22 protein-coding genes and 3 pseudogenes are annotated in these 17,822 nt (G+C 40.5%); 14 read left to right on the top strand and 11 right to left on the bottom strand.

Annotation, left to right across the window (positions count from 1 at the left end):
• Positions 1–166 precede the first annotated feature (166 nt).
• From I2F62_RS13175 to I2F62_RS05550, 7 genes and pseudogenes are all read right to left on the bottom strand, one after another.
• Positions 167–625 (bottom strand): annotated as a pseudogene (locus tag I2F62_RS13175) (phage portal protein family protein); the annotation flags it as partial.
• Between the two features lie 55 nt (positions 626–680).
• A pseudogene (terL, locus tag I2F62_RS05575) lies at positions 681–1,964 on the bottom strand (phage terminase large subunit); the annotation flags it as partial.
• Between the two features lie 279 nt (positions 1,965–2,243).
• Positions 2,244–2,741, bottom strand: a pseudogene (locus tag I2F62_RS05570) (YdaU family protein); the annotation flags it as partial.
• Positions 2,741–3,379, bottom strand: a complete 639-nt coding sequence (locus I2F62_RS05565; protein ID WP_324626033.1) for a hypothetical protein — start codon at positions 3,377–3,379, stop codon at positions 2,741–2,743. The pseudogene I2F62_RS05570 and the gene I2F62_RS05565, both read right to left, overlap by 1 nt.
• Positions 3,379–3,624 (bottom strand): hypothetical protein, encoded by a 246-nt coding sequence (locus tag I2F62_RS05560; RefSeq protein ID WP_324626032.1) that lies wholly within the window; start codon positions 3,622–3,624, stop codon positions 3,379–3,381. The genes I2F62_RS05565 and I2F62_RS05560 overlap by 1 nt, the downstream gene beginning before the upstream one ends.
• Before the next feature lie 48 nt (positions 3,625–3,672).
• Positions 3,673–4,164, bottom strand: coding sequence for a phage regulatory CII family protein (locus I2F62_RS05555; RefSeq protein ID WP_324626031.1), 492 nt, complete (start codon positions 4,162–4,164; stop codon positions 3,673–3,675).
• Positions 4,165–4,220: 56 nt separating this feature from the next.
• Positions 4,221–4,448 carry a hypothetical protein gene (locus I2F62_RS05550; RefSeq protein WP_324626030.1) on the bottom strand — a complete coding sequence of 76 codons (228 nt, stop codon included), beginning with the start codon at positions 4,446–4,448 and terminating at the stop codon, positions 4,221–4,223.
• Here I2F62_RS05550 and I2F62_RS05545 point away from each other — a divergent pair.
• The 7 genes from I2F62_RS05545 to I2F62_RS05515 all read left to right on the top strand — a co-directional run bounded on the left by I2F62_RS05545 (position 4,447) and on the right by I2F62_RS05515 (position 8,925).
• Positions 4,447–4,662 (top strand): hypothetical protein, encoded by a 216-nt coding sequence (locus I2F62_RS05545; protein WP_324626029.1) that lies wholly within the window; start codon positions 4,447–4,449, stop codon positions 4,660–4,662. The two genes, I2F62_RS05550 and I2F62_RS05545, sit on opposite strands and share 2 nt — an antisense overlap.
• An 11-nt stretch (positions 4,663–4,673) precedes the next feature.
• Positions 4,674–5,777, top strand: a complete 1,104-nt coding sequence (locus tag I2F62_RS05540; protein WP_324626028.1) for an ATP-binding protein — start codon at positions 4,674–4,676, stop codon at positions 5,775–5,777.
• Positions 5,774–6,457, top strand: a complete 684-nt coding sequence (locus I2F62_RS05535; protein WP_324626027.1) for a putative quorum-sensing-regulated virulence factor — start codon at positions 5,774–5,776, stop codon at positions 6,455–6,457. Before I2F62_RS05540 ends, I2F62_RS05535 begins: the two co-directional genes overlap by 4 nt.
• Before the next feature lie 5 nt (positions 6,458–6,462).
• Positions 6,463–7,662 carry a hypothetical protein gene (locus I2F62_RS05530; RefSeq protein ID WP_324626026.1) on the top strand — a complete coding sequence of 400 codons (1,200 nt, stop codon included), beginning with the start codon at positions 6,463–6,465 and terminating at the stop codon, positions 7,660–7,662.
• A gap of 139 nt (positions 7,663–7,801) precedes the next feature.
• Positions 7,802–8,041 carry a hypothetical protein gene (locus I2F62_RS05525; RefSeq protein WP_324626025.1) on the top strand — a complete coding sequence of 80 codons (240 nt, stop codon included), beginning with the start codon at positions 7,802–7,804 and terminating at the stop codon, positions 8,039–8,041.
• A 3-nt stretch (positions 8,042–8,044) separates the two neighbouring features.
• Positions 8,045–8,644, top strand: a complete 600-nt coding sequence (locus I2F62_RS05520) for an HNH endonuclease signature motif containing protein (RefSeq protein WP_324626024.1) — start codon at positions 8,045–8,047, stop codon at positions 8,642–8,644.
• Positions 8,644–8,925 carry a pyocin activator PrtN family protein gene (locus tag I2F62_RS05515; protein WP_324626023.1) on the top strand — a complete coding sequence of 94 codons (282 nt, stop codon included), beginning with the start codon at positions 8,644–8,646 and terminating at the stop codon, positions 8,923–8,925. Before I2F62_RS05520 ends, I2F62_RS05515 begins: the two co-directional genes overlap by 1 nt.
• Positions 8,926–8,973: 48 nt before the next feature.
• Here I2F62_RS05515 and I2F62_RS05510 read toward each other — a convergent pair whose 3' ends face one another.
• Positions 8,974–10,590, bottom strand: coding sequence for a tyrosine-type recombinase/integrase (locus I2F62_RS05510; protein ID WP_324626022.1), 1,617 nt, complete (start codon positions 10,588–10,590; stop codon positions 8,974–8,976).
• A gap of 146 nt (positions 10,591–10,736) precedes the next feature.
• Between I2F62_RS05510 and dusB the strand changes: the two genes are divergently transcribed.
• Positions 10,737–11,753: a tRNA dihydrouridine synthase DusB gene (dusB, locus tag I2F62_RS05505; protein ID WP_324626094.1), complete on the top strand. Its 1,017-nt coding sequence runs from the start codon at positions 10,737–10,739 to the stop codon at positions 11,751–11,753.
• A gap of 1 nt (position 11,754) precedes the next feature.
• On the opposite strand, the gene I2F62_RS05500 is transcribed toward dusB, so the two are convergent.
• Positions 11,755–12,795 carry a nitronate monooxygenase gene (locus I2F62_RS05500; protein WP_324626021.1) on the bottom strand — a complete coding sequence of 347 codons (1,041 nt, stop codon included), beginning with the start codon at positions 12,793–12,795 and terminating at the stop codon, positions 11,755–11,757.
• A gap of 155 nt (positions 12,796–12,950) precedes the next feature.
• Positions 12,951–13,163, bottom strand: a complete 213-nt coding sequence (locus I2F62_RS05495; protein WP_324626020.1) for a cold-shock protein — start codon at positions 13,161–13,163, stop codon at positions 12,951–12,953.
• 357 nt (positions 13,164–13,520) lie between these two features.
• Here I2F62_RS05495 and I2F62_RS05490 point away from each other — a divergent pair, with 357 nt between their 5' ends.
• The 6 genes from I2F62_RS05490 to trmB all read left to right on the top strand — a co-directional run bounded on the left by I2F62_RS05490 (position 13,521) and on the right by trmB (position 17,148).
• On the top strand, positions 13,521–13,772 hold the full coding sequence (locus I2F62_RS05490) for a sulfurtransferase TusA family protein (RefSeq protein WP_324626019.1): 252 nt from the start codon (positions 13,521–13,523) through the stop codon (positions 13,770–13,772).
• 130 nt (positions 13,773–13,902) lie between these two features.
• The gene (gene rpoH / locus I2F62_RS05485; RefSeq protein ID WP_324626018.1) at positions 13,903–14,772 is read left to right on the top strand and encodes an RNA polymerase sigma factor RpoH; all 870 of its coding nucleotides are present in this window, start codon (positions 13,903–13,905) and stop codon (positions 14,770–14,772) included.
• Positions 14,773–14,888: 116 nt separating this feature from the next.
• Positions 14,889–15,254, top strand: coding sequence for a DUF423 domain-containing protein (locus tag I2F62_RS05480; protein ID WP_324626017.1), 366 nt, complete (start codon positions 14,889–14,891; stop codon positions 15,252–15,254).
• Between the two features lie 11 nt (positions 15,255–15,265).
• The gene (gene thiS, locus I2F62_RS05475; protein ID WP_324626016.1) at positions 15,266–15,466 is read left to right on the top strand and encodes a sulfur carrier protein ThiS; all 201 of its coding nucleotides are present in this window, start codon (positions 15,266–15,268) and stop codon (positions 15,464–15,466) included.
• A 16-nt stretch (positions 15,467–15,482) separates the two neighbouring features.
• Positions 15,483–16,283, top strand: a complete 801-nt coding sequence (locus I2F62_RS05470; protein ID WP_324626015.1) for a thiazole synthase — start codon at positions 15,483–15,485, stop codon at positions 16,281–16,283.
• 148 nt (positions 16,284–16,431) lie between these two features.
• Positions 16,432–17,148 carry a tRNA (guanosine(46)-N7)-methyltransferase TrmB gene (trmB, locus tag I2F62_RS05465; RefSeq protein WP_324626014.1) on the top strand — a complete coding sequence of 239 codons (717 nt, stop codon included), beginning with the start codon at positions 16,432–16,434 and terminating at the stop codon, positions 17,146–17,148.
• Positions 17,149–17,173: 25 nt separating this feature from the next.
• On the opposite strand, the gene I2F62_RS05460 is transcribed toward trmB, so the two are convergent.
• A complete protein-coding gene (locus I2F62_RS05460) occupies positions 17,174–17,773 on the bottom strand; it encodes a LysE/ArgO family amino acid transporter (RefSeq protein WP_324626013.1) in 600 nt (199 codons plus the stop codon).
• Between the last annotated feature and the right edge of the window lie 49 nt (positions 17,774–17,822).

The raw sequence follows: 17,822 nt of genomic DNA, 5'->3' as shown, positions 1-17,822 counted from the left end.
AAGATGAGAAATCTTCGTTAATTAAATCGAATGTGGTTTCTGGTGAGAGTTGTAAGCGCCAAATTTCAACAACAATTTTATCGCCAGAGTAAGTATCTACCCCTTTAAATAATGCTGCATATTCAGTACCCACATTGTTAGCCATGGTTGTTCGTGTACCCGAGCAGTCTTGTCGATACAGCAAACGTCCATCGTTCTTAGGCTCAAACCACTCCATTGGCTTTTCTTTAATTTCCAACAAGCCAATGTAATTCCCTTTAGCGACATATACCGCTTCTTGTACAGAATAACCAAAGAACAGGCCATTTAAGGATGAAGATGCAATTTCATGAAACCATTCATCCAGCTCTTGTTTAATCAGAAGTGCTTGGGGTGTATCGCTTGGCTCAAGCTTAATCGGCTGACCTAGCAGCGCATCAAGCCGTGTTTCTGTGGTTTGGGCAATTTCATCATCATCCAGCAGAACCGCTAAGCGATGGCGTGCAATACCTGCTTTACGTAATACCTCATCAAGATCCGGTAAACGCCCCCATTTTTGCAACAAGCTTGAAACCGCTTCTTGTGAATATAAGTTGCCACCAGACAAAGCCTTTTTTGACGCTTTGTCTTTTTTAGACTTTGCCATAGTTAAATCTCAGACATAAAAAACGCCCCGAAAGGAGCGCTTAAAGTTGATAGGTTTAGTTGAATGTTCGATTACCGGCTGTAGCAGGTTTTTTGCGAATGCGAACTTCATTTAGGTCGTTGAACGCATCACTACATCCATCGACCTGGTCATCGTTCAGGCCATTAGGGAAATAACGCAATTCTTCAATCAACGCCTTGTTCCAAGTACCGCGCAACATTTTCACATTGCCAATATTGACCTGCGCCGCAAAAGGTTGTGCCCGGGTAATTTTGTCACCTGAAACTGGTTCGGCTTTTACATCAAAACCCGCTAATTTCGTGACAAAGTTTTTGGCTTGCGATTTACCTGCTTGTCCCGGATCTTGTGGCAAGCGAATCGACACATCATTGCCATCCATTTTGGCGGTTTGAGTAATGGTGCGCTCAACGCCATCTGGTCCCCATTGCCCGCGTACCATGTCGGTAATGTAAAAAATATTGTCTTTAGTTCTAAGCATCCGAGGCCCAGCAGTGTAATCACCCTCATTTTCAGATGCAGCCAAATCCCAAGCGCGAACCTCTTTTAAATAATCAGAAGGAAGCGCATCTACAATTTCAATCATATCTGGCTTAAAGAAACCACCTGCAGGAGGTGCAGGCAACTGACGATATTGCCCTGCAAATACATACGGCGCCGCCTGCTCCATTACCTTTAAGCGTTCAATTGAATGCTTTGCTGGCCATAGCGCCGTGCCATCTGGTTGAATGGCCGATAAACATAAATGTTCCCATACTTCACCATTGCCACCTTCAATTGGCTCGCCATCTTCGCGGTCACCCAAAAGCCACCCCGACAAATCACCCTCATGTAGGCGCTGCATAATGACGATGATTGGTGTATCTGGCGAGTTGGTACGAGATTCAAGGGTGTTTTGAAACCAATCAATTACACCTTCACGAATGGTTTTTGATGTTGCTTCGTCTGCTTTGTGCGGATCATCAATAATGATTGCCCCACCAAAACTATTACGCAGCTTTCCTGCACCAAAACCTGTGATGGTACCGCCTGTACCTGTGGCATAACAAACACCACCGGCAGCAGTTCTCCAGTTGTCTTTGGCTTTACTATCATCGCGCAACTTCATGTCAGGAAAAACTTTGCTATAAGCTGGCTCAACCACCATATTCCGTGTCTGGAAGGCGTTATTCGCAGCAAGCATTGCAGAATAACTGATGTGAATAAACTCGCAGTCTGGAACTTTGCCAAAACACCACGCCATGAAATTCACCACAGCAATTTCGGTTTTAGAGTATCGCGGCGGGATATTAATGATTAACCGTTTAGTTTCATTCGCCCATTTGTCGTTGACGTTGCGGTTGTTCACTTGGCTAGATCTGCCGTTCGGTTTTTGGCTGGTCGTGGACTTTGGTTTTTTAAACTCAAGAATCAACCACTGGGCAAACTTGCGGGTGCGTTGGTTTTCAGTGAGTTCGGTTTTGTTTTCCCAATGCGCATTGAAATTACCCAAGTGAAATTCGTAATCAGGCATGTCGATGACTGACTGTGCTTGATTACCCACACTGGTTTGAATCACAGCGAGCAGAAAATCAGGTTCGGGTTTCCATGCATTTTCGATTTTTGAATTTTCGTCTGCGCTTAGTGTGTGTGTATTTATATGGTTATCGGTTAACGGTTTACGGTTAAGGTTTTTTTGGGTTTCATTTTCAGAACCCAAATTAACCGAGTGGGTTTCTTTTGGATTTTCACTATTAACTACTCCACTTGTTAGTGGGTTAATTTCGGGTTTTTTCTTGGATGGACGACCGCCTTTTTTACCATTTTCACGATTCTTGTTTGCATTCAACTGGTATTCAGCAATTTCGGCATCACAGCGTTTATTGTGAAATCCATCTTCCTGCTCAACAAAAAAATCTTGAAGCACATTTATTACCGCTTCCCTTTCTTCTTGGGTTATCGCACGTAACCGACGGAAAACCGACTGGGTTTCTTTGGGTAATGGTTTTTCGTTCAGATAATACAAGTCAATTGCACGGCGATAGAAGCACTCCTCAAGGGGTGTGAGGTGTGCGGTATCAACAATAAAGTCACCAATATGGTGGAGATATTTATACATTACTCACCACCCTCAATCACTTGGAATTCAATTACCCATACCCATGGATTTTTGTTCCATGCATTTTGACCATAAATTTCTTCCCATTCATGGCGAAAATTAGTTCGAGCGCCAATTGCATAGCCCATTTCAATAGCAGATTGATGTGATGAATAATCAAAACCTTCAGCTTTTGCATCTTCGCTAGAAATATCATTCAAACGTTCTACACGAATTTTGGTAATTTCGAGAAGAATACGACTTGCTGAGCGCGGCATGTGAATTGATGGAGTCCATTTCTCACCATCCCCACAATCATGAGAAGCCTTAAATAAAGGTGTGCCATTTCTTGGGCATCCACATGGAAAATCAGCATGAGGACATTCATCTGAATCATATAAGCGGAATGTTTCACGAACCCAAAGACGGTCGCCAACAATCCCGAATGGACATTTGATGGTAAAAGGGAATGTTGTAATATATTGCTGAATTACCGCATCGCTTTTAGCTGTTCCTTTCCAGTAGCCATGCTCACCATTTGGAATAAAACCGGTTACTACAGGATGATCGCATTGCAAGATGCGCCGAGTCTGAGTCTTACGACCTTCTAAAATCGCTTGAACCATTGCTGTATTGAATAAAATCGGACGTTCTTTCATTAAAGACTCTCCACGATTAAAGAATGGATCTCTTGAATCCGCCCTGCTTCTTGTTTTTCAGCTTCATGCATCAAATCAATAATTTTCTGCAAGCGCGTATTTTCCAAGTTCAGTTCTGAATTTTTGTTATTCAATCGGGCAACTTCTGTTTGCAGTAACTCAACTTGCTTCTTCTTTTCGATGTAGCAAGCTTCCATGTGATTGGAGCAATTGCCAGCGCACTTATGTTCTGTTAAATTAACCATGTTCATTCACTCCAAGGTTTATGAATACCTAAAGCCTGATCCACGAAATCAGGCTTTTTCTGTTTGTATGGCAGACAAATATTTGGCCGCTTCGCCTTGAACTGCTTTACGAAAACACGCCAATTCTTGCTCAATTGATTCAATCAAAAGTAATGTTTCGTCCAGTTCAGACGGCGTAACTACTCCATCTTCCAAAATGTCATGCACGTGTTTATTCATTTGGCCATTACCAATGTTCAGGTGCAGCAACGACTCAAGAACACTCACTTGATGCTCTTTTTCTGTCGCCTGCTTTACAGGAACAAGCATTAAGCCCAATTTGTGTGCCCAAACTTTTAGCACTGCTGGGTTTTGTGTGTAGGTCAGCACCGCTTCAAAAGCTTTCAAACTCGGTAAATGCTCATCCATATTTGGATTCGCGTAATTCAGAATAGTTTTATGCGATACACCAATCACATCAGCAACATCCTTGGGGGTAATGCCTAAGGATTGATGAATCATTTTGTGTAACGCCGTTTTTGTCTCTTTTGATATTTCCATGTGAAACCTTGTTTCTTTTCACGTTTCTTTAAAATTCGTGAAACTTGATAATGAATTTATGCAGTTAAGGCTTGCGCTCGTAAGTAATTAAAGTCAGCCCCTGGGCACAACAAGTCACAGGAAACTTCGCCATTACTGGCTTTATCGATATTAATTGCGAGTTCAGCGCTACATTTCTTGTTGACGTAAATGATCTGTTGCAAGTTACCCAAAGTAGTTCCGCATGCTTTAGCGAAGTAATCACGATCTTCAATGGATTTACTGGACAGATATTCAACAGACATGCAAATCACTGCAGTCTTTGTAGAACGCGAATCTGGTTCTCACAAAATGCCTAGTGCAGAACTCAAAGCGAAAGCTTGGATTGTGCGCAACTTAAAAGCAGGCCTGTTCGAGCAGCGCAAAGAAGCGGCCATTATGTTTAGTAATCCGTGTTTTCAACACAATCGATATTCAGCAAACCAGCGCATTGCTTATAACAATGCAAAATATAATTAAGGAGAAGAATAATGTCTGTCTTTTTTAAAAAAGCTGAACGTAAAAACGCCAAATTACGATTGGCTGTTGCTGGCCCTACTGGTTCAGGAAAAACATTTGGTGCGTTACTTTTAGCTAAAGGTATTGGTGGGCGTATTGCGGTTGCTGATACCGAAAACAGTAGTGCTGAATTGTATGATGATATTGTTGAATTTGAACATGCAAATATTCAACCACCCTATTCCCCTGAAAAGTTTATTGATGCCATAAAGGCTGCTGAGAGCGCTGGATTTGACACTTTGATCATTGACAGCATTACACATGAATGGTCTGGTGTTGGCGGTTGTCTCGAAATTGTAGATAAATTGGCATCTACAACATTCAAGGGAAATAGTTGGGGTGCTTGGAGTCAAGTTACGCCACGCCATCGCAAATTTATTGATGCTATGCTTCAATCAAGTATCAATATTATTGTCACTTTACGCTCAAAAATGGAAACTGTTCAAACTAATGATAACGGCAAAAAGAAAGTCGAAAAAGTTGGAATGAAAGCTGAGCAACGTGATGGTATTGAGTATGAATTCTCTACTGTACTAGACCTCACACACGATAATCTTGCAATCGCGACAAAGGATCGTTCCCGGTTATTCTCCGAACCACACACACTCAGCGAAAATGATGGCGTTTTACTAAAACAATGGCTGAATTCTGGCTCAGCAAATGCCACTATTGATGGCAACCAATTTCTTGAACTTGAAGGTTTAATGAATCAGGCGGGTATCAATATTGAGTCATATTGTGCAAAGCGTGAATTAAACAGTCTCATGGATGTTCAGGTACAAAAGTTTGATGAAACCAGAAATAAAATAATTCAAATTATCAATGAGAAGCACCGTGCCGCTAAAGAGATCGATACACGTTTAAACCACAACAATCAACAAGCATCAAACGATAATCAAGGTATCACTGCTACCCAGCGAGATGAATTGCAAAACTATATTGCCGAACGTGGGCTTGATGTAATGAGCGTTTGTGAATATTTGGGTATTGATTCTTTGTTAGTAATTCTACAAAGCCAACTTGAACGCGCCAAACAAGATATTGACCAATTCGCTAAATCAGGAATGACCGCATGAAAGCAATTATTTTAGACACAGAAACACATGCACTTCACGGCTTGCCAATAGAAATCGCTTTTGTGCCATTTCAATTAGTTAACGGCGAAGCTTCAATATTTGCAGATCAAGCCTTTGATGAACATTACTCGGTTGGAGCGCCAATTTCTTATGGCGCCATGGCTGTGCATCATATTATTGAATCCGACTTGATCAATAAGCCTCCGCATACAACCTTCAAACTTCCTGAAAGTGTTGAATACATCATTGGCCATAACATTGACTATGACATTCAAGCTATCGCCCGCTGCGGTGTTGATGTATCTAAATTAAAACCAATTTGTACGTTAGCACTTGCTCGTCAGGTCTGGCCAGATGCGGAAGCTCATAATATTTCAGCATTAACTTATATGTTGATGTCTGGAAATGACATAGCTCGCCAACGCCTTCGTAATGCTCACAATGCAAAGCAAGATGTTCTTCTAACCGGATTCATCTTAAAAAGCATTATTACCTCGTTAGGCATTCAAAATATCGAAGATTTGCACACAGCATCCGAGGCGGCAAAAATCCCTAGCATCATGCCTTTTGGGAAATATAAAGGGACCCCAATCAAAGATATTCCAAAAGATTATGTTGCCTGGTTGCTTAAACAAGACGAACTCGACCCTAATGTCAAAAAAGCATTATTACAAGGATAATAAACATGCAAAACCTAATTTCTACAAACGCAGCATTTGAAGCAATGCTCGCTGGTAAAAAAGTTCTTTGTCGTGATGCAACTAGCACACTGCTTAAAGAGTTCCGCCCTATTTCGGAATTTTCGGCAGACATCTTTGCTCGCTCAAATACTGAATTCACGATTGAAATTGAAATGATCGAGCTTGCTGGATGCTCTTTTCCTAAACCCCTATTTCTTTCAGATATCCAAGTTGGCCAAGAAATCTTTATTGTGATGCCTGCATGTATTTTGCGTACAAAGTTTGACGCAGAAAATAAAGATGTTAATAAGGCGATTATTCGCGGATTTGCTCAGCCTGATGCTGATAGTGCAATCGACCAAGCTCGGGCAATAAGCTTATCGCTAGGTATTGATTTGGTACGTTCTGCATTTGAATTCATTCAGGATGTAGCTGCAGAAAAACCAGTAAAGCGCGGCAAAAAACTTGCAAAGCTTGAAAATGAAGTCATTGTCGCTCCGGAAGATCGCTGCAGCTTGATTATTGATGCTCTTGCAACTTGTAATAGCTTAGATGAAGTTGGCGCAATGGTAGCTGACTTAGGGCAATCTGATTTCACAACAGATCAATGGCAACGCATTTGTGATGCTAAAGATGCCGCACTTAAGTCATTATCACCAAAACAGCCTGATGTGGCCGAGGATCCAAACGCACCATCCCAAAAACTTAAAGATCGTTTTATGGAGCAGCTATCGGCGGCCACATGTATTCAAGATGTTGAAGCTTGTGAAGAAGAAATTAAGGGTAATACCCAGCTAATCGAAAACCATAGATATCACTTGGCCACTTTTGTTGGCTCACGAAAAGCCGTGTTTGTGGTACGTGAGTATGAATCAAAATTAGCAGACCTTCTCGTCCGAGTTCAGGATTCACAAACTGCAGGAGAAGTGAATGCTATCACTCGTTACACCAAAGATTGGACTGAAAAACAACGTGAGCCGCTTATTGCAGCTCAAAGCAAACGGCTAAGTGAGCTGAATCAAACAGAAAATCAGAATCCACCCTCTTTATTGGCGGATATTCAAAATGCCACGACTGCAGAAGCATTAGATACACTGGAAGCAGCTGCATACAAGCGCAATCCTGAAATCGTACCTACACTTTTGGACGAAATTAAAAAGAAGCGTGCAGCTCTGAATTCACAACAAGAAGGTGATGCCGCATGAAATTTAGTTACTCGTCGAAAAGTCGGAAGCTCATTATTTACGGCGGAAAAATGGAACATCACTTTGAAAATGTAAACGCATCTGAAATTGAATCTCTAATTTGTAATGCGAAATTTAAAGAAGCTTGCTGGAGAGGCAAATGAATACACCACTAGATTTGAATACTGTCTTATTTGCACAACTTGAACGCCTTAGCGAGCCTGGTTTGAAAGGTGGTGAACTTGAAGCCGAAATTCAAAAAGCTGAAGCAATTGAGAAAATTAGCGAACAAGTAATTAAGAACAATAATATGCGTTTAAGCGCAGCAAAATTAGTCGCTGAATACCGTGGCGTAAAAAATGCCGATTCAGTTGAAATTCCACAAAACTTAATTGGGTGATTAATGCCAAAAGGTGCTGCAGTTAAATACACTCAGGAACAGTTAGATTTTATTAAATCTAACTGTTCCTTGGAGCGTAAAGAATTGACAATACAAGTCAATAATCGCTTTGGCTCTACATTCACAGTAGATCAAATTAAATCACTATGTACGAGAAAAAAATGGAATACAGGACGAACTGGTTGTTTTGAAAAAGGCACTAAACCCTGGAACACAGGGACAAAAGGTGTTTGCAAGCCAAATTCTGGGAACTTCAAAAAAGGCCAAATTACCTGGAACAAAAAACCCATAGGTTATGAGCGCATATGCTCTAAGGATGGCTATATTCTAGTAAAAACGGCTGAACCAAATATCTTTGACCTTAAACACCGACTTGTATGGGAACAGGCCAACGGTGCAGTACCAGTAGATCATGTCGTTGCGTTCAAGAATCAAGATAGAACAGATTGCCGTATAGAAAATTTAATGTTAATGACTAAAGCTGAGATGGTTCGTTACAGCCAAAGTTTTCATAAACTGGCCACTCCACAGAGTAATGAATCATGCCTACTAATGGCCAAGTTAAAAAACATTAAACATCAATTATACAAGGAGGTGCTTTAATGGCTCTGGCTATCAATCAGAATGACCAAATCGACATATCAATGATGTTAATTCTGAGATACAAACGCCCGATTGTTTCTCTAAAGGATATTGTTGATGACTACATGCCACATTTAGATATGGCAGCAGCAAAACAGCGTGCTGCCAAATGTAAGCTACCCTTCCCAGCTTTTAAAGTAGACGGCAATAAATCAGAATATTTTGTTAATTTAGCGGATGTTGCATCTTGGTTAGATTCTTTACAAAAGGAATCCCAAAGAAACTGGAGTGAGGTGAATTAATTTCACCTCACTTTTTAGGCTTTGCAACCACGGGGCGCGGATAAGGGCTTATTTTTTAATGAGACCCGAAGTATTAGCATCAAAATACTTTGTAATATCAAACCATTTATTTATTTCTTTTTCCCATTTATGCACTCGCTCGCCTTCAATCTTTAGTACATCAAGGCCCTTGATGCTAAAATGAGTTGTATCACCCGGTAGTTGTTGCCAGTCAATCTCACCTTTTTCGCCAAACCAATTTTCCCAAGCATTTTGTATGTACTGAACCACAAAACATTGCTGAACATCATTCCAAGCAAATATATTCTGTATATTGGATTTTTCTTTATACATATCTTTTACGCTTTTGGTTGGGCGAAAAGACTTCATAAACTTCATTAATGATGCTTTGATAAAATCCAACTCAGTATTTATTACATCCGGTGTTTCAATTTGAGTATACGCTTGTTCAGCATCCGCAATATCAGCAGCAGACACATATCGCTGTTTTAATGCGAATTTAGAGTAATTTTCATCGTATTGCTTGCGGGCGAATTGCATAGCACTTGGAAAATCTAGGCGCTCACCACGCTTCTTTAAATTCACATAACGTTGAAGACTGGACCATGAAGAATGCAGGGTGATTGTTTGAAGTTGAGGTATGCTAAAGCCATCCTCAGCGTAACGTGTAGCCGCCTCATGGCGAAGGTCGTGAAAACGTAAATCTTCAATACCGTTCAGTCGGCATCCACGGCGGAAATAATCAGAAACGGTTTGGACATTTACAGGTAAAAGTAGTTCATCACTATAACCAAGCTCAAGCATGCGGGCACGTATTTGAGGATCTAATAACTCATCAATGACTTGCAATGCTAATGGCTCGAGATGGGCATATTTGTGATTGCCTTTAGACCCATCGGGATTTTTTACATCTCGTATTTTCCATTGACTATTTTTGCGATCGAAATCATCTAGACGCATGGAGCAAAGCTCACCTTCACGCCGACCGGTATAAATTGCAAGCCACATAACCAAGTGCATTGGGATGGCATTGCGTACACGCTTCCAGCCTTTATAGAAATGGTTTGTCAATATTTGTAGTTCTTCATGGGTGGCCAAACGATCACGAGCTTTGGATTTTGTAACAATTCGAGCCTTTTTTAAGCCAATGAGTGCTTGTGTAAGCTCATTCTTAACAAAGAGAATATCCTCACCCCAAACAAGTTCAGCGTGATTTAAAACAGACGCAATATGAGATAAATCCTTCAGAACTGTTGCTGGAGCGACACCATCTGTCATTTCGATTGGGTTGCCTTTTCTGCGCTCTATAGCAAAATTTGAGAAGTCTTGACGGGTTATGTCATAAACATTTTTATGAGCAAGGCTATAGTTATAGATATGCTTGAGTGCACTTGGTTTTGTTCCCCCGAATTCATCGCCAATTTCAGCTAAGTATCTTTCAAAAAATTCCTTTAAAGTTTTTGACACAGCGACCGCTTCCGGATTTAGAATAGCCGGGTTAATCAGTATTTCGGCCTCTAGTCGTTTAATCCACTCCTTAGCTAGTGATTCTTTTGCAAAAGTTCGTGTTTTAATAAACGGTGGTAATCCTTTACGGGTTATTCGTATTTGTGCTCTGTAGCGAGTCTTACCATCTGTTGTAATTCGCTCTGCAATTGTTCCCATATTTACGCCATTAAATTAAGTTTACGCCATTTTAGAATTATGGCGCAAATTAGGCGTAAAGAATAGTTAAGAATGATTAAGAATCATGTAGAATCTTTAAGAATACGGGAATCAAAAAATTGAGTAAAAACAAAGTAATTGAAGAATTGTTTGATAAATCAAAGCATTCGCCTATTTTTGTTGCGCCAATGGCAGGCGTCACTGACCGTCCATTTAGAACCTTATGCAAATATTTTGGTGCAGGGCATGCTGTCAGCGAAATGATGACAGCAGATAAAACATTGCGTATGAGCAAAAAAAGCTTATATCGCGCAAATTTCGATGGCGAAATTGCCCCAATTTCAGCACAAATTGCGGGCTCAGACCCCGAACAACTGGCAGAAGCTGCGCGCTATCAAGTCAACAATGGCGCGCAAATTGTCGATATCAACATGGGGTGCCCTGCAAAAAAAGTCTGCAATAAATTGGCCGGCTCGGCACTGTTGCAAGATGAAGATTTGGTCGCGCGTATTTTAGATACCGTTGTTGAAGCGGTAGATGTTCCAGTCACCCTCAAAACCCGACTCGGTTTTTTAAACGGGCACGAAAATATTTTACGCGTTGCCAAACGTGCAGAACAAGCAGGAATTGCCGCGCTGGCATTGCATGGACGCACCCGTGAGGAAATGTATTTAAACACCGCGCGCTACGACCTAATTAAACAAGTGAAGTCTGAATTGAATATTCCTGTTATTGCCAATGGCGATATCGACAGCCCAGAAAAAGCCAAGTATGTTTTGGATTACACAGGCGCAGATGCAATTATGATTGGTCGTGCAGCACAAGGTCGCCCGTGGATTTTTCGTGAAATTGCGCATTATCTTAAAACAGGCGAACATTTAGCTGCACCAAACATCCAAGAAGTAAAAGATGTGCTGATGGGGCACCTACAAGAATTATATGCGTTTTATGGTGAATACTCTGGTTGCCGAATTGCCCGAAAACATATCGCGTGGTACACCAAAGGTTTACACCGCAGTAATGAATTCCGCCAACAAATGTATCAAGTTGAAGTAACCACGGCACAGGCCAAAGTGGTTGAAAACTACTTTAATGAATTATTGGCACACGGGCAAAATATGGATGATGTGCGCGTAGAACATTATCATCCACTCGATGTGTAAATTATGCCAAATCGGCAACAATAGACTGAAATAGCTCTGCGGCAGCTAAATTCTGTATGTGCATGGCGCCTGAACCTGCCCAAAATGCCGCATAATCTTGCGATTGCTGAGCACTTGCAACAGCATGCAATTGCTTTGCAATATCATAAGTATAAGGATATACAGGTAAATCTGGGCGAGATGGCGTATCTATTTGCGTATGCCATGCATTTAAAATTCCTCGAGCAGGTCTGCCCGAAATACTGGCACTTAATTGAGTAACAATGGGTTTAGCCATTAACGCATCACGATAGGCTTGAGTGGCATTCGACTCTGGACAAGCAATAAAAGCCGTTCCCAACTGCACCGCACTCGCACCAATATTTAAATAAAGTTGTGCTTGTTTACCCGTCATAATACCGCCTGCGGCAACCACTGGAATTTTGCAATGTTGCAATAGTAAAGACACTAAATCGGATGTGCTTAAACCACTTTCATGGTGCGGATGAAATAATCCTCTATGCCCACCGGCTTCAATGCCTTGTGCAACAATAATATCAATGCCGGCCTCTTGAATTTGTAACGCTTCAACCAAATTGGTGGCCGTAACCATCGTCACAATGCCTGCGTTTTTTAGTGCCTGAATTTGATGCGCATGCGGTAAACCAAAGTGAAAACTCACCACTGAAGGACGTGTTTCTAAAATAAGCGCTAAAAAGTCATCATTTTCTAAAAAACTGGGATAAATACAATTGAGTTGTTCTGGTGCTTGCGCATTGAATTGTAAAAAGTGAGCTCGCAAATAATTAATCCATTGCTGGGCAATATTTCCATCTAAACGTGCAGGTTGATGACAAAAAAAGTTCAACTGAAATGGCTTTGTAGTCAGTTTCTGCGTTTCTAAAATTTGTTTTTTGGCTTGATCAATCGTGCTTGCACCTAATCCTAGCGCACCTAAACCACCTGCATTTGAAACAGTTGCTGCAAGTTTTGGTGTTGTTACACCCGCCATAGGTGAAAGAAAGATCGGATAACGTATACGTAGTTTTTCTAAGAATGGCATAGGCAAACCTATTTAAAAATAATGATTCAATATCATTTTTTATCAGTTTTAATTTAAATCTTATGAATGCAGGATATCTATCAATCATAAAAATGATGGCTTAAAAACAAAAAACGCCCCTGTTGGGACGTTTTTTCTTGCGTAATCAAAAAAGATTAGTCAAGTGGCTGAACTGACTCAGCTTGAAAACCTTTTTGACCTTCTACTACGCTGAATTCAACGCGTTGGCCGTCACGTAATGAACGGTGACCTTCACCCATAATAGCGCGGAAATGAACAAAAACGTCATCGCCACCACTACGTTGAATGAAACCAAAACCTTTAGTATCGTTAAACCATTTAACTACGCCTTGTTCACGTACTGTCATTAGTTAATCCTCAGTGATTCAATTAAAGGATTCCCCCGGTGTTGCAAACAGCAAAGCGAACAAAGTTTAAAAATAGTTATTATTTTTAAGCTTATGACCATTTCTGTAAAACTATTAACAAATTCCGGTTATATCCACATTATTATCACAGGATATTTATAACAATCAATTGCTATAAGCATTCCTGCAATCCGATCTTGAGATTAGCATGGCTAATATAGAATTGGTAGTAAAATTTTCCCTATTCGGCGTATTTTTTATGGATTACCTTATTCAAAAGACAAACGCGATTGTTTTTCTTTTTTCAAAATAAAGTTTTTGTTAGGATATATCTTTTGCAAAATCAGTATTTTCAACATGAGCCATGACTTAAGTGCGCAGCTTGCACTCATTGAAATTGATGCTTTAGAAAAACCGTGTCCAATGCCGTTACTTATGCTTAAACGTGCAATTAAGTCGGCAGTAGCACCGAGTCAATTTTACTTAAAAGCCTCAGATCCGAGCAGTGAAATTGATATTCTTCGTTATTGCCAGCTGAATCACTTAGATTGTAAAATGACGAAAGTTTCAAATGCAGAACTACATTTTCTGATTAAAACTCAGGCATAAAATCATAAAAAATACATGTTGTTGCATATTTTTTTACATTTCTCTACCCTTTTTCCCTTAATTCTGTAATCTAAGAAGATTATGATGAACCCACTGGTCATTAGACCAAATATCCTTATAAGGAGTATCCATGAGTGACAGCAGCAATCAATTGATGCCCCTGTCATTGTCTGCACCGGGAGCAAATCTTGGCGCATACATCAGCACGGTGAATCAATTACCTATCCTTACTGCTGAACAAGAGAAAGAACTCGCTGACCGTTATTATTACGATCAGGATTTAGAGGCCGCCAAAATGTTGGTGATGTCTCATTTGCGTTTTGTGGTTCATATTGCACGCAGTTATGCAGGTTATGGTCTTCCTCAAGGCGACCTCATCCAAGAAGGAAACTTAGGTTTAATGAAAGCCGTTAAACGCTTCGACCCGAATATGGGCGTTCGTTTAGTTTCTTTTGCTGTGCACTGGATTAAAGCTGAAATTCATGAATATGTGATTCGTAACTGGCGCATTGTTAAAATTGCAACCACAAAAGCACAGCGTAAATTGTTTTTTAATTTACGTAGCTTAAAAAAATCTAGTAAGAAATTAACGCTTGAAGAAGCAAAATCGATTGCAAACGATCTTAACGTAACACCTGAACAAGTGTTAGAAATGGAAGGTCGATTAACGGCTTACGATGCGGCTTTTGAAGCACAAAATGACGATGATGACGAAGGTTCAAGTTATGTTGCGCCAGCGTTATATCTTGAAGATAATCGTTATGACCCTGCTCGATTGGTTGAAAATGAAGATTATGAAGAACAAAACAATGCGGCCTTGCATGATGCCATGGATCAGCTCGATGCGCGTTCTCGTAATATCTTACAACGCCGTTGGTTAGATGATGATAAATCGACTTTGCATGAACTTGCAGCCGAATACAATGTTTCTGCGGAACGTATTCGTCAGCTTGAAAAAAATGCTATGGAAAAAATTAAAGTTGCGATGTCATCCAACTAAATCATATTTAAAAGGCTGAAAAAATTCAGCCTTTTTTATTGTGCTTGAATTTAACTGCATCCTTAGCCCTGCATTTTATGCTAAGGTAAGACGCAAAATTATGACGGAATATCGCAATGTGGCTTGCAATTTCTGCTATCAATCTCGCCATTGCCGTAATTGTTGGCGCATTTGGTGCACACGGACTTAAAAATCGTGCCAGTGCCGAGCAACTGAATTGGTGGCACACTTCAACAGAATATTTCTTTTATCATGCGCTGGGTTTACTTGCCCTTGCCATTTTAGTCAAAGCTGTCCCTCAATTTCCGATTAAAAGCAGTTTTATCCTCATTCAAACAGGAATTTTATTTTTCTGTGGTTCACTTTATTTAATGGGGCTTGGCTTTCCTCGCGTTTTTGGTGCGATTACACCGATTGGCGGCGGCCTGATGATTTTAGGTTGGCTGTGCTTAGCGTGGAATGCATTTCGGTTTACTAAGTAAGGATACACGTAATGACACCCTTTTTTTTAAATGGTCAGGCATCTGAAACAGCATGCTCAAACCTTCTTTCATTGGTTCAATCTTTAGGGTTAGAAAACAAACGTTTTGCGGTTGAACTGAATGAAATGATTATTCCCAAATCTCGGTTGGAAAGTACAGCCATTTCAGCTCATGATCGCATTGAAATTATTCATGCCGTGGGTGGTGGTTAAATACAGGTAAGTTGTTATGCAAAATTCTCTCGTTCAAGATTCACCTTTAATTGTTGGTTCACGTCAGTTTTCATCTCGTTTACTGGTTGGAACGGGCAAATATAAAGATTTAAATGAAACGGGCGCGGCAATTCAAGCCAGCGGCGCAGAAATTGTGACTGTTGCGATTCGCCGTGTAAATATCGGCCAGCATGCTGATCAGCCCAATTTGCTTTCGGTGATTCCACCTGAAAAATACACCATCTTACCCAATACCGCCGGTTGTTTTGATGCAAACAGTGCCGTTCGTACCTGTATGTTGGCGCGTGAACTGCTCGATGGTCACAATTTGATGAAACTTGAAGTATTGGGTGATGAAAAAACGCTTTATCCCAATATTGTAGAAACTTTAAAAGCAGCAAAAACATTGATTGACGATGGTTTTGAAGTGATGGTCTATACTTCAGACGACCCGATTGTGGCGCAAGAACTTGAAAGTATGGGTTGTGTGGCAATTATGCCTTTAGGTAGCTTAATTGGTTCTGGCTTAGGGATTTTAAACCCGCATACACTTTCAATTATTAAAGAAAATGCTAAAGTTCCGGTTTTGGTTGATGCCGGCGTGGGGACAGCAAGTGATGCAGCCATTGCAATGGAACTTGGCTGTGATGGCGTGTTAATGAATACCGCCATTGCCGCAGCGCAACAACCTATTTTAATGGCATCAGCCATGAAAAAAGCGGTTGAAGCAGGTCGCGAAGCTTTCCTTGCTGGGCGGATGCCACGAAAACGTATGGCCAATGCAAGCTCACCTGAAACCGGTTATTTCTTCAAATAAGCACAATTTGTACAAGGATATTGAGCATCAATATCCTTGTTGGGTTTTTCAGTTCAAAATATTTGCGCCATTGTCGTAAAAAATTTGACTTAGGTCGCTTAAGACTTACAATAGCGCCTTTGTAATACGAACGACTGACTACAACGTTATGACCAACGAAATCATCGAAGAAACCCAAATTGTGGATTTGGACAATTTACATGAACACCGCGAGATTGTGACTTTTATGCGCCGTTCTGCGCCACTGAATACCTCACAACGAACGGCGTTGGAACAACATCAACATTTCATCTTAGAATATCCTGTGGGCGATTTACGCCAGCATTTTAGCCACCCCGAACGCCCACTTACGGTTGAAATCGGTTTTGGTATGGGACGTTCACTGGTGCTTATGGCACAAGCCAACCCAGAACGTAACTTTGTTGGGATTGAAGTGCATGTTCCAGGTATTGCACAGTGTGTTTATGAAGCAGGACTTGCAGGCTTAAATAATTTATTTGTTTTAGATGCCGATGCAATTCAAGTATTACGCGAAATGCCTGACCAAAGTATCGATTGTTTACAATTATATTTCCCAGATCCTTGGCAGAAAAAACGTCATTTCAAACGCCGTTTTGTTAGCCATGAACGCATGGCTTTGGTAGAACAAAAACTTAAATTAGGCGGAACATTCCATGCAGCAACCGACTGGGAACCGTATGCCGAATGGATGCTCGATGTGTTAGAGAATCGTGAAAACCTTGATAATACCGCAGGCAAAGGCAATAGTTTTCCTCGCCCTGAATGGCGCCCACTGACAAAATTTGAAAAACGTGGCTTAGAAGCGGGTCATAAAATTAATGACTTTATTTTCAAAAAAATCTAATTCTTAAATTTGACGATTGCTAGAATCAACTTTCTAGCAATCGGTAAGCAATCATCCACATAATTACAGCAATAATAAAATTCAAATATCGCCATGTTTGTGCTTTTTTAAGTAATGGCAATAAAATTCGTGCGCCATATCCTAAAGTAAAAAAGAAAATCCACGAAGCCAAAATTACACCAATGGCAAACTGCAAAGCAACATCTTGAAATTTAACCGAAATTGAACCCACCAAAAATAAAGTATCCAAATATACATGCGGATTCAACCAAGTTAAGGCCAAACAAGTCATAACAATACGATATAACGATTGCTGTGGATGGGTGTCCGTGGTCATTTCATCTTTGTTTTTTAACGCAGACCAAAGATGAATCAATCCATAACACGTTAAAAATGCAGCACCAACATATTTTGCAATACTGACAATTTGCGGAAAATCGACCACAAGTTTAGACATACCCAGTACGCCTGCCAAAATAAGCAGCGAATCGGATAATGCACAAATAAAACAGACCAAAAAAATGGACTGTTGTTTTAAGCCCTGCTTCAAGACAAATACATTTTGCGCCCCAATCGCAACAATTAAAGAAAACCCTGTGCTTAAACCATAAACAAATGCGTACATAATCTGTTCCTAAAAAAGTTTTTTTTCTGAAGCTATTATCTGTTTTCTT

Origin of the sequence: Acinetobacter sp. MD2(2019) (assembly GCF_035615615.1) — a bacterium.
Lineage (GTDB): Bacteria > Pseudomonadota > Gammaproteobacteria > Pseudomonadales > Moraxellaceae > Acinetobacter.
Note: the sequence above shows the minus strand (reverse complement) of the source record. Positions and strands in the feature narration are given on the sequence as shown.

Coding starts and splice junctions, on each gene's coding strand:
- I2F62_RS05565 (WP_324626033.1), bottom strand. CDS start 3,379: ATGAAAGAACGTCCGATTTTATTCAATACAGCAATGGTTCAAGCGATT.
- I2F62_RS05560 (WP_324626032.1), bottom strand. CDS start 3,624: ATGGTTAATTTAACAGAACATAAGTGCGCTGGCAATTGCTCCAATCAC.
- I2F62_RS05555 (WP_324626031.1), bottom strand. CDS start 4,164: ATGGAAATATCAAAAGAGACAAAAACGGCGTTACACAAAATGATTCAT.
- I2F62_RS05545 (WP_324626029.1), top strand. CDS start 4,447: ATGCAAATCACTGCAGTCTTTGTAGAACGCGAATCTGGTTCTCACAAA.
- I2F62_RS05550 (WP_324626030.1), bottom strand. CDS start 4,448: ATGTCTGTTGAATATCTGTCCAGTAAATCCATTGAAGATCGTGATTAC.
- I2F62_RS05540 (WP_324626028.1), top strand. CDS start 4,674: ATGTCTGTCTTTTTTAAAAAAGCTGAACGTAAAAACGCCAAATTACGA.
- I2F62_RS05535 (WP_324626027.1), top strand. CDS start 5,774: ATGAAAGCAATTATTTTAGACACAGAAACACATGCACTTCACGGCTTG.
- I2F62_RS05530 (WP_324626026.1), top strand. CDS start 6,463: ATGCAAAACCTAATTTCTACAAACGCAGCATTTGAAGCAATGCTCGCT.
- I2F62_RS05525 (WP_324626025.1), top strand. CDS start 7,802: ATGAATACACCACTAGATTTGAATACTGTCTTATTTGCACAACTTGAA.
- I2F62_RS05520 (WP_324626024.1), top strand. CDS start 8,045: ATGCCAAAAGGTGCTGCAGTTAAATACACTCAGGAACAGTTAGATTTT.
- I2F62_RS05515 (WP_324626023.1), top strand. CDS start 8,644: ATGGCTCTGGCTATCAATCAGAATGACCAAATCGACATATCAATGATG.
- I2F62_RS05510 (WP_324626022.1), bottom strand. CDS start 10,590: ATGGGAACAATTGCAGAGCGAATTACAACAGATGGTAAGACTCGCTAC.
- I2F62_RS05500 (WP_324626021.1), bottom strand. CDS start 12,795: ATGCCATTCTTAGAAAAACTACGTATACGTTATCCGATCTTTCTTTCA.
- I2F62_RS05495 (WP_324626020.1), bottom strand. CDS start 13,163: ATGACAGTACGTGAACAAGGCGTAGTTAAATGGTTTAACGATACTAAA.
- I2F62_RS05490 (WP_324626019.1), top strand. CDS start 13,521: ATGAGCCATGACTTAAGTGCGCAGCTTGCACTCATTGAAATTGATGCT.
- rpoH (WP_324626018.1), top strand. CDS start 13,903: ATGAGTGACAGCAGCAATCAATTGATGCCCCTGTCATTGTCTGCACCG.
- I2F62_RS05480 (WP_324626017.1), top strand. CDS start 14,889: ATGTGGCTTGCAATTTCTGCTATCAATCTCGCCATTGCCGTAATTGTT.
- thiS (WP_324626016.1), top strand. CDS start 15,266: ATGACACCCTTTTTTTTAAATGGTCAGGCATCTGAAACAGCATGCTCA.
- I2F62_RS05470 (WP_324626015.1), top strand. CDS start 15,483: ATGCAAAATTCTCTCGTTCAAGATTCACCTTTAATTGTTGGTTCACGT.
- trmB (WP_324626014.1), top strand. CDS start 16,432: ATGACCAACGAAATCATCGAAGAAACCCAAATTGTGGATTTGGACAAT.
- I2F62_RS05460 (WP_324626013.1), bottom strand. CDS start 17,773: ATGTACGCATTTGTTTATGGTTTAAGCACAGGGTTTTCTTTAATTGTT.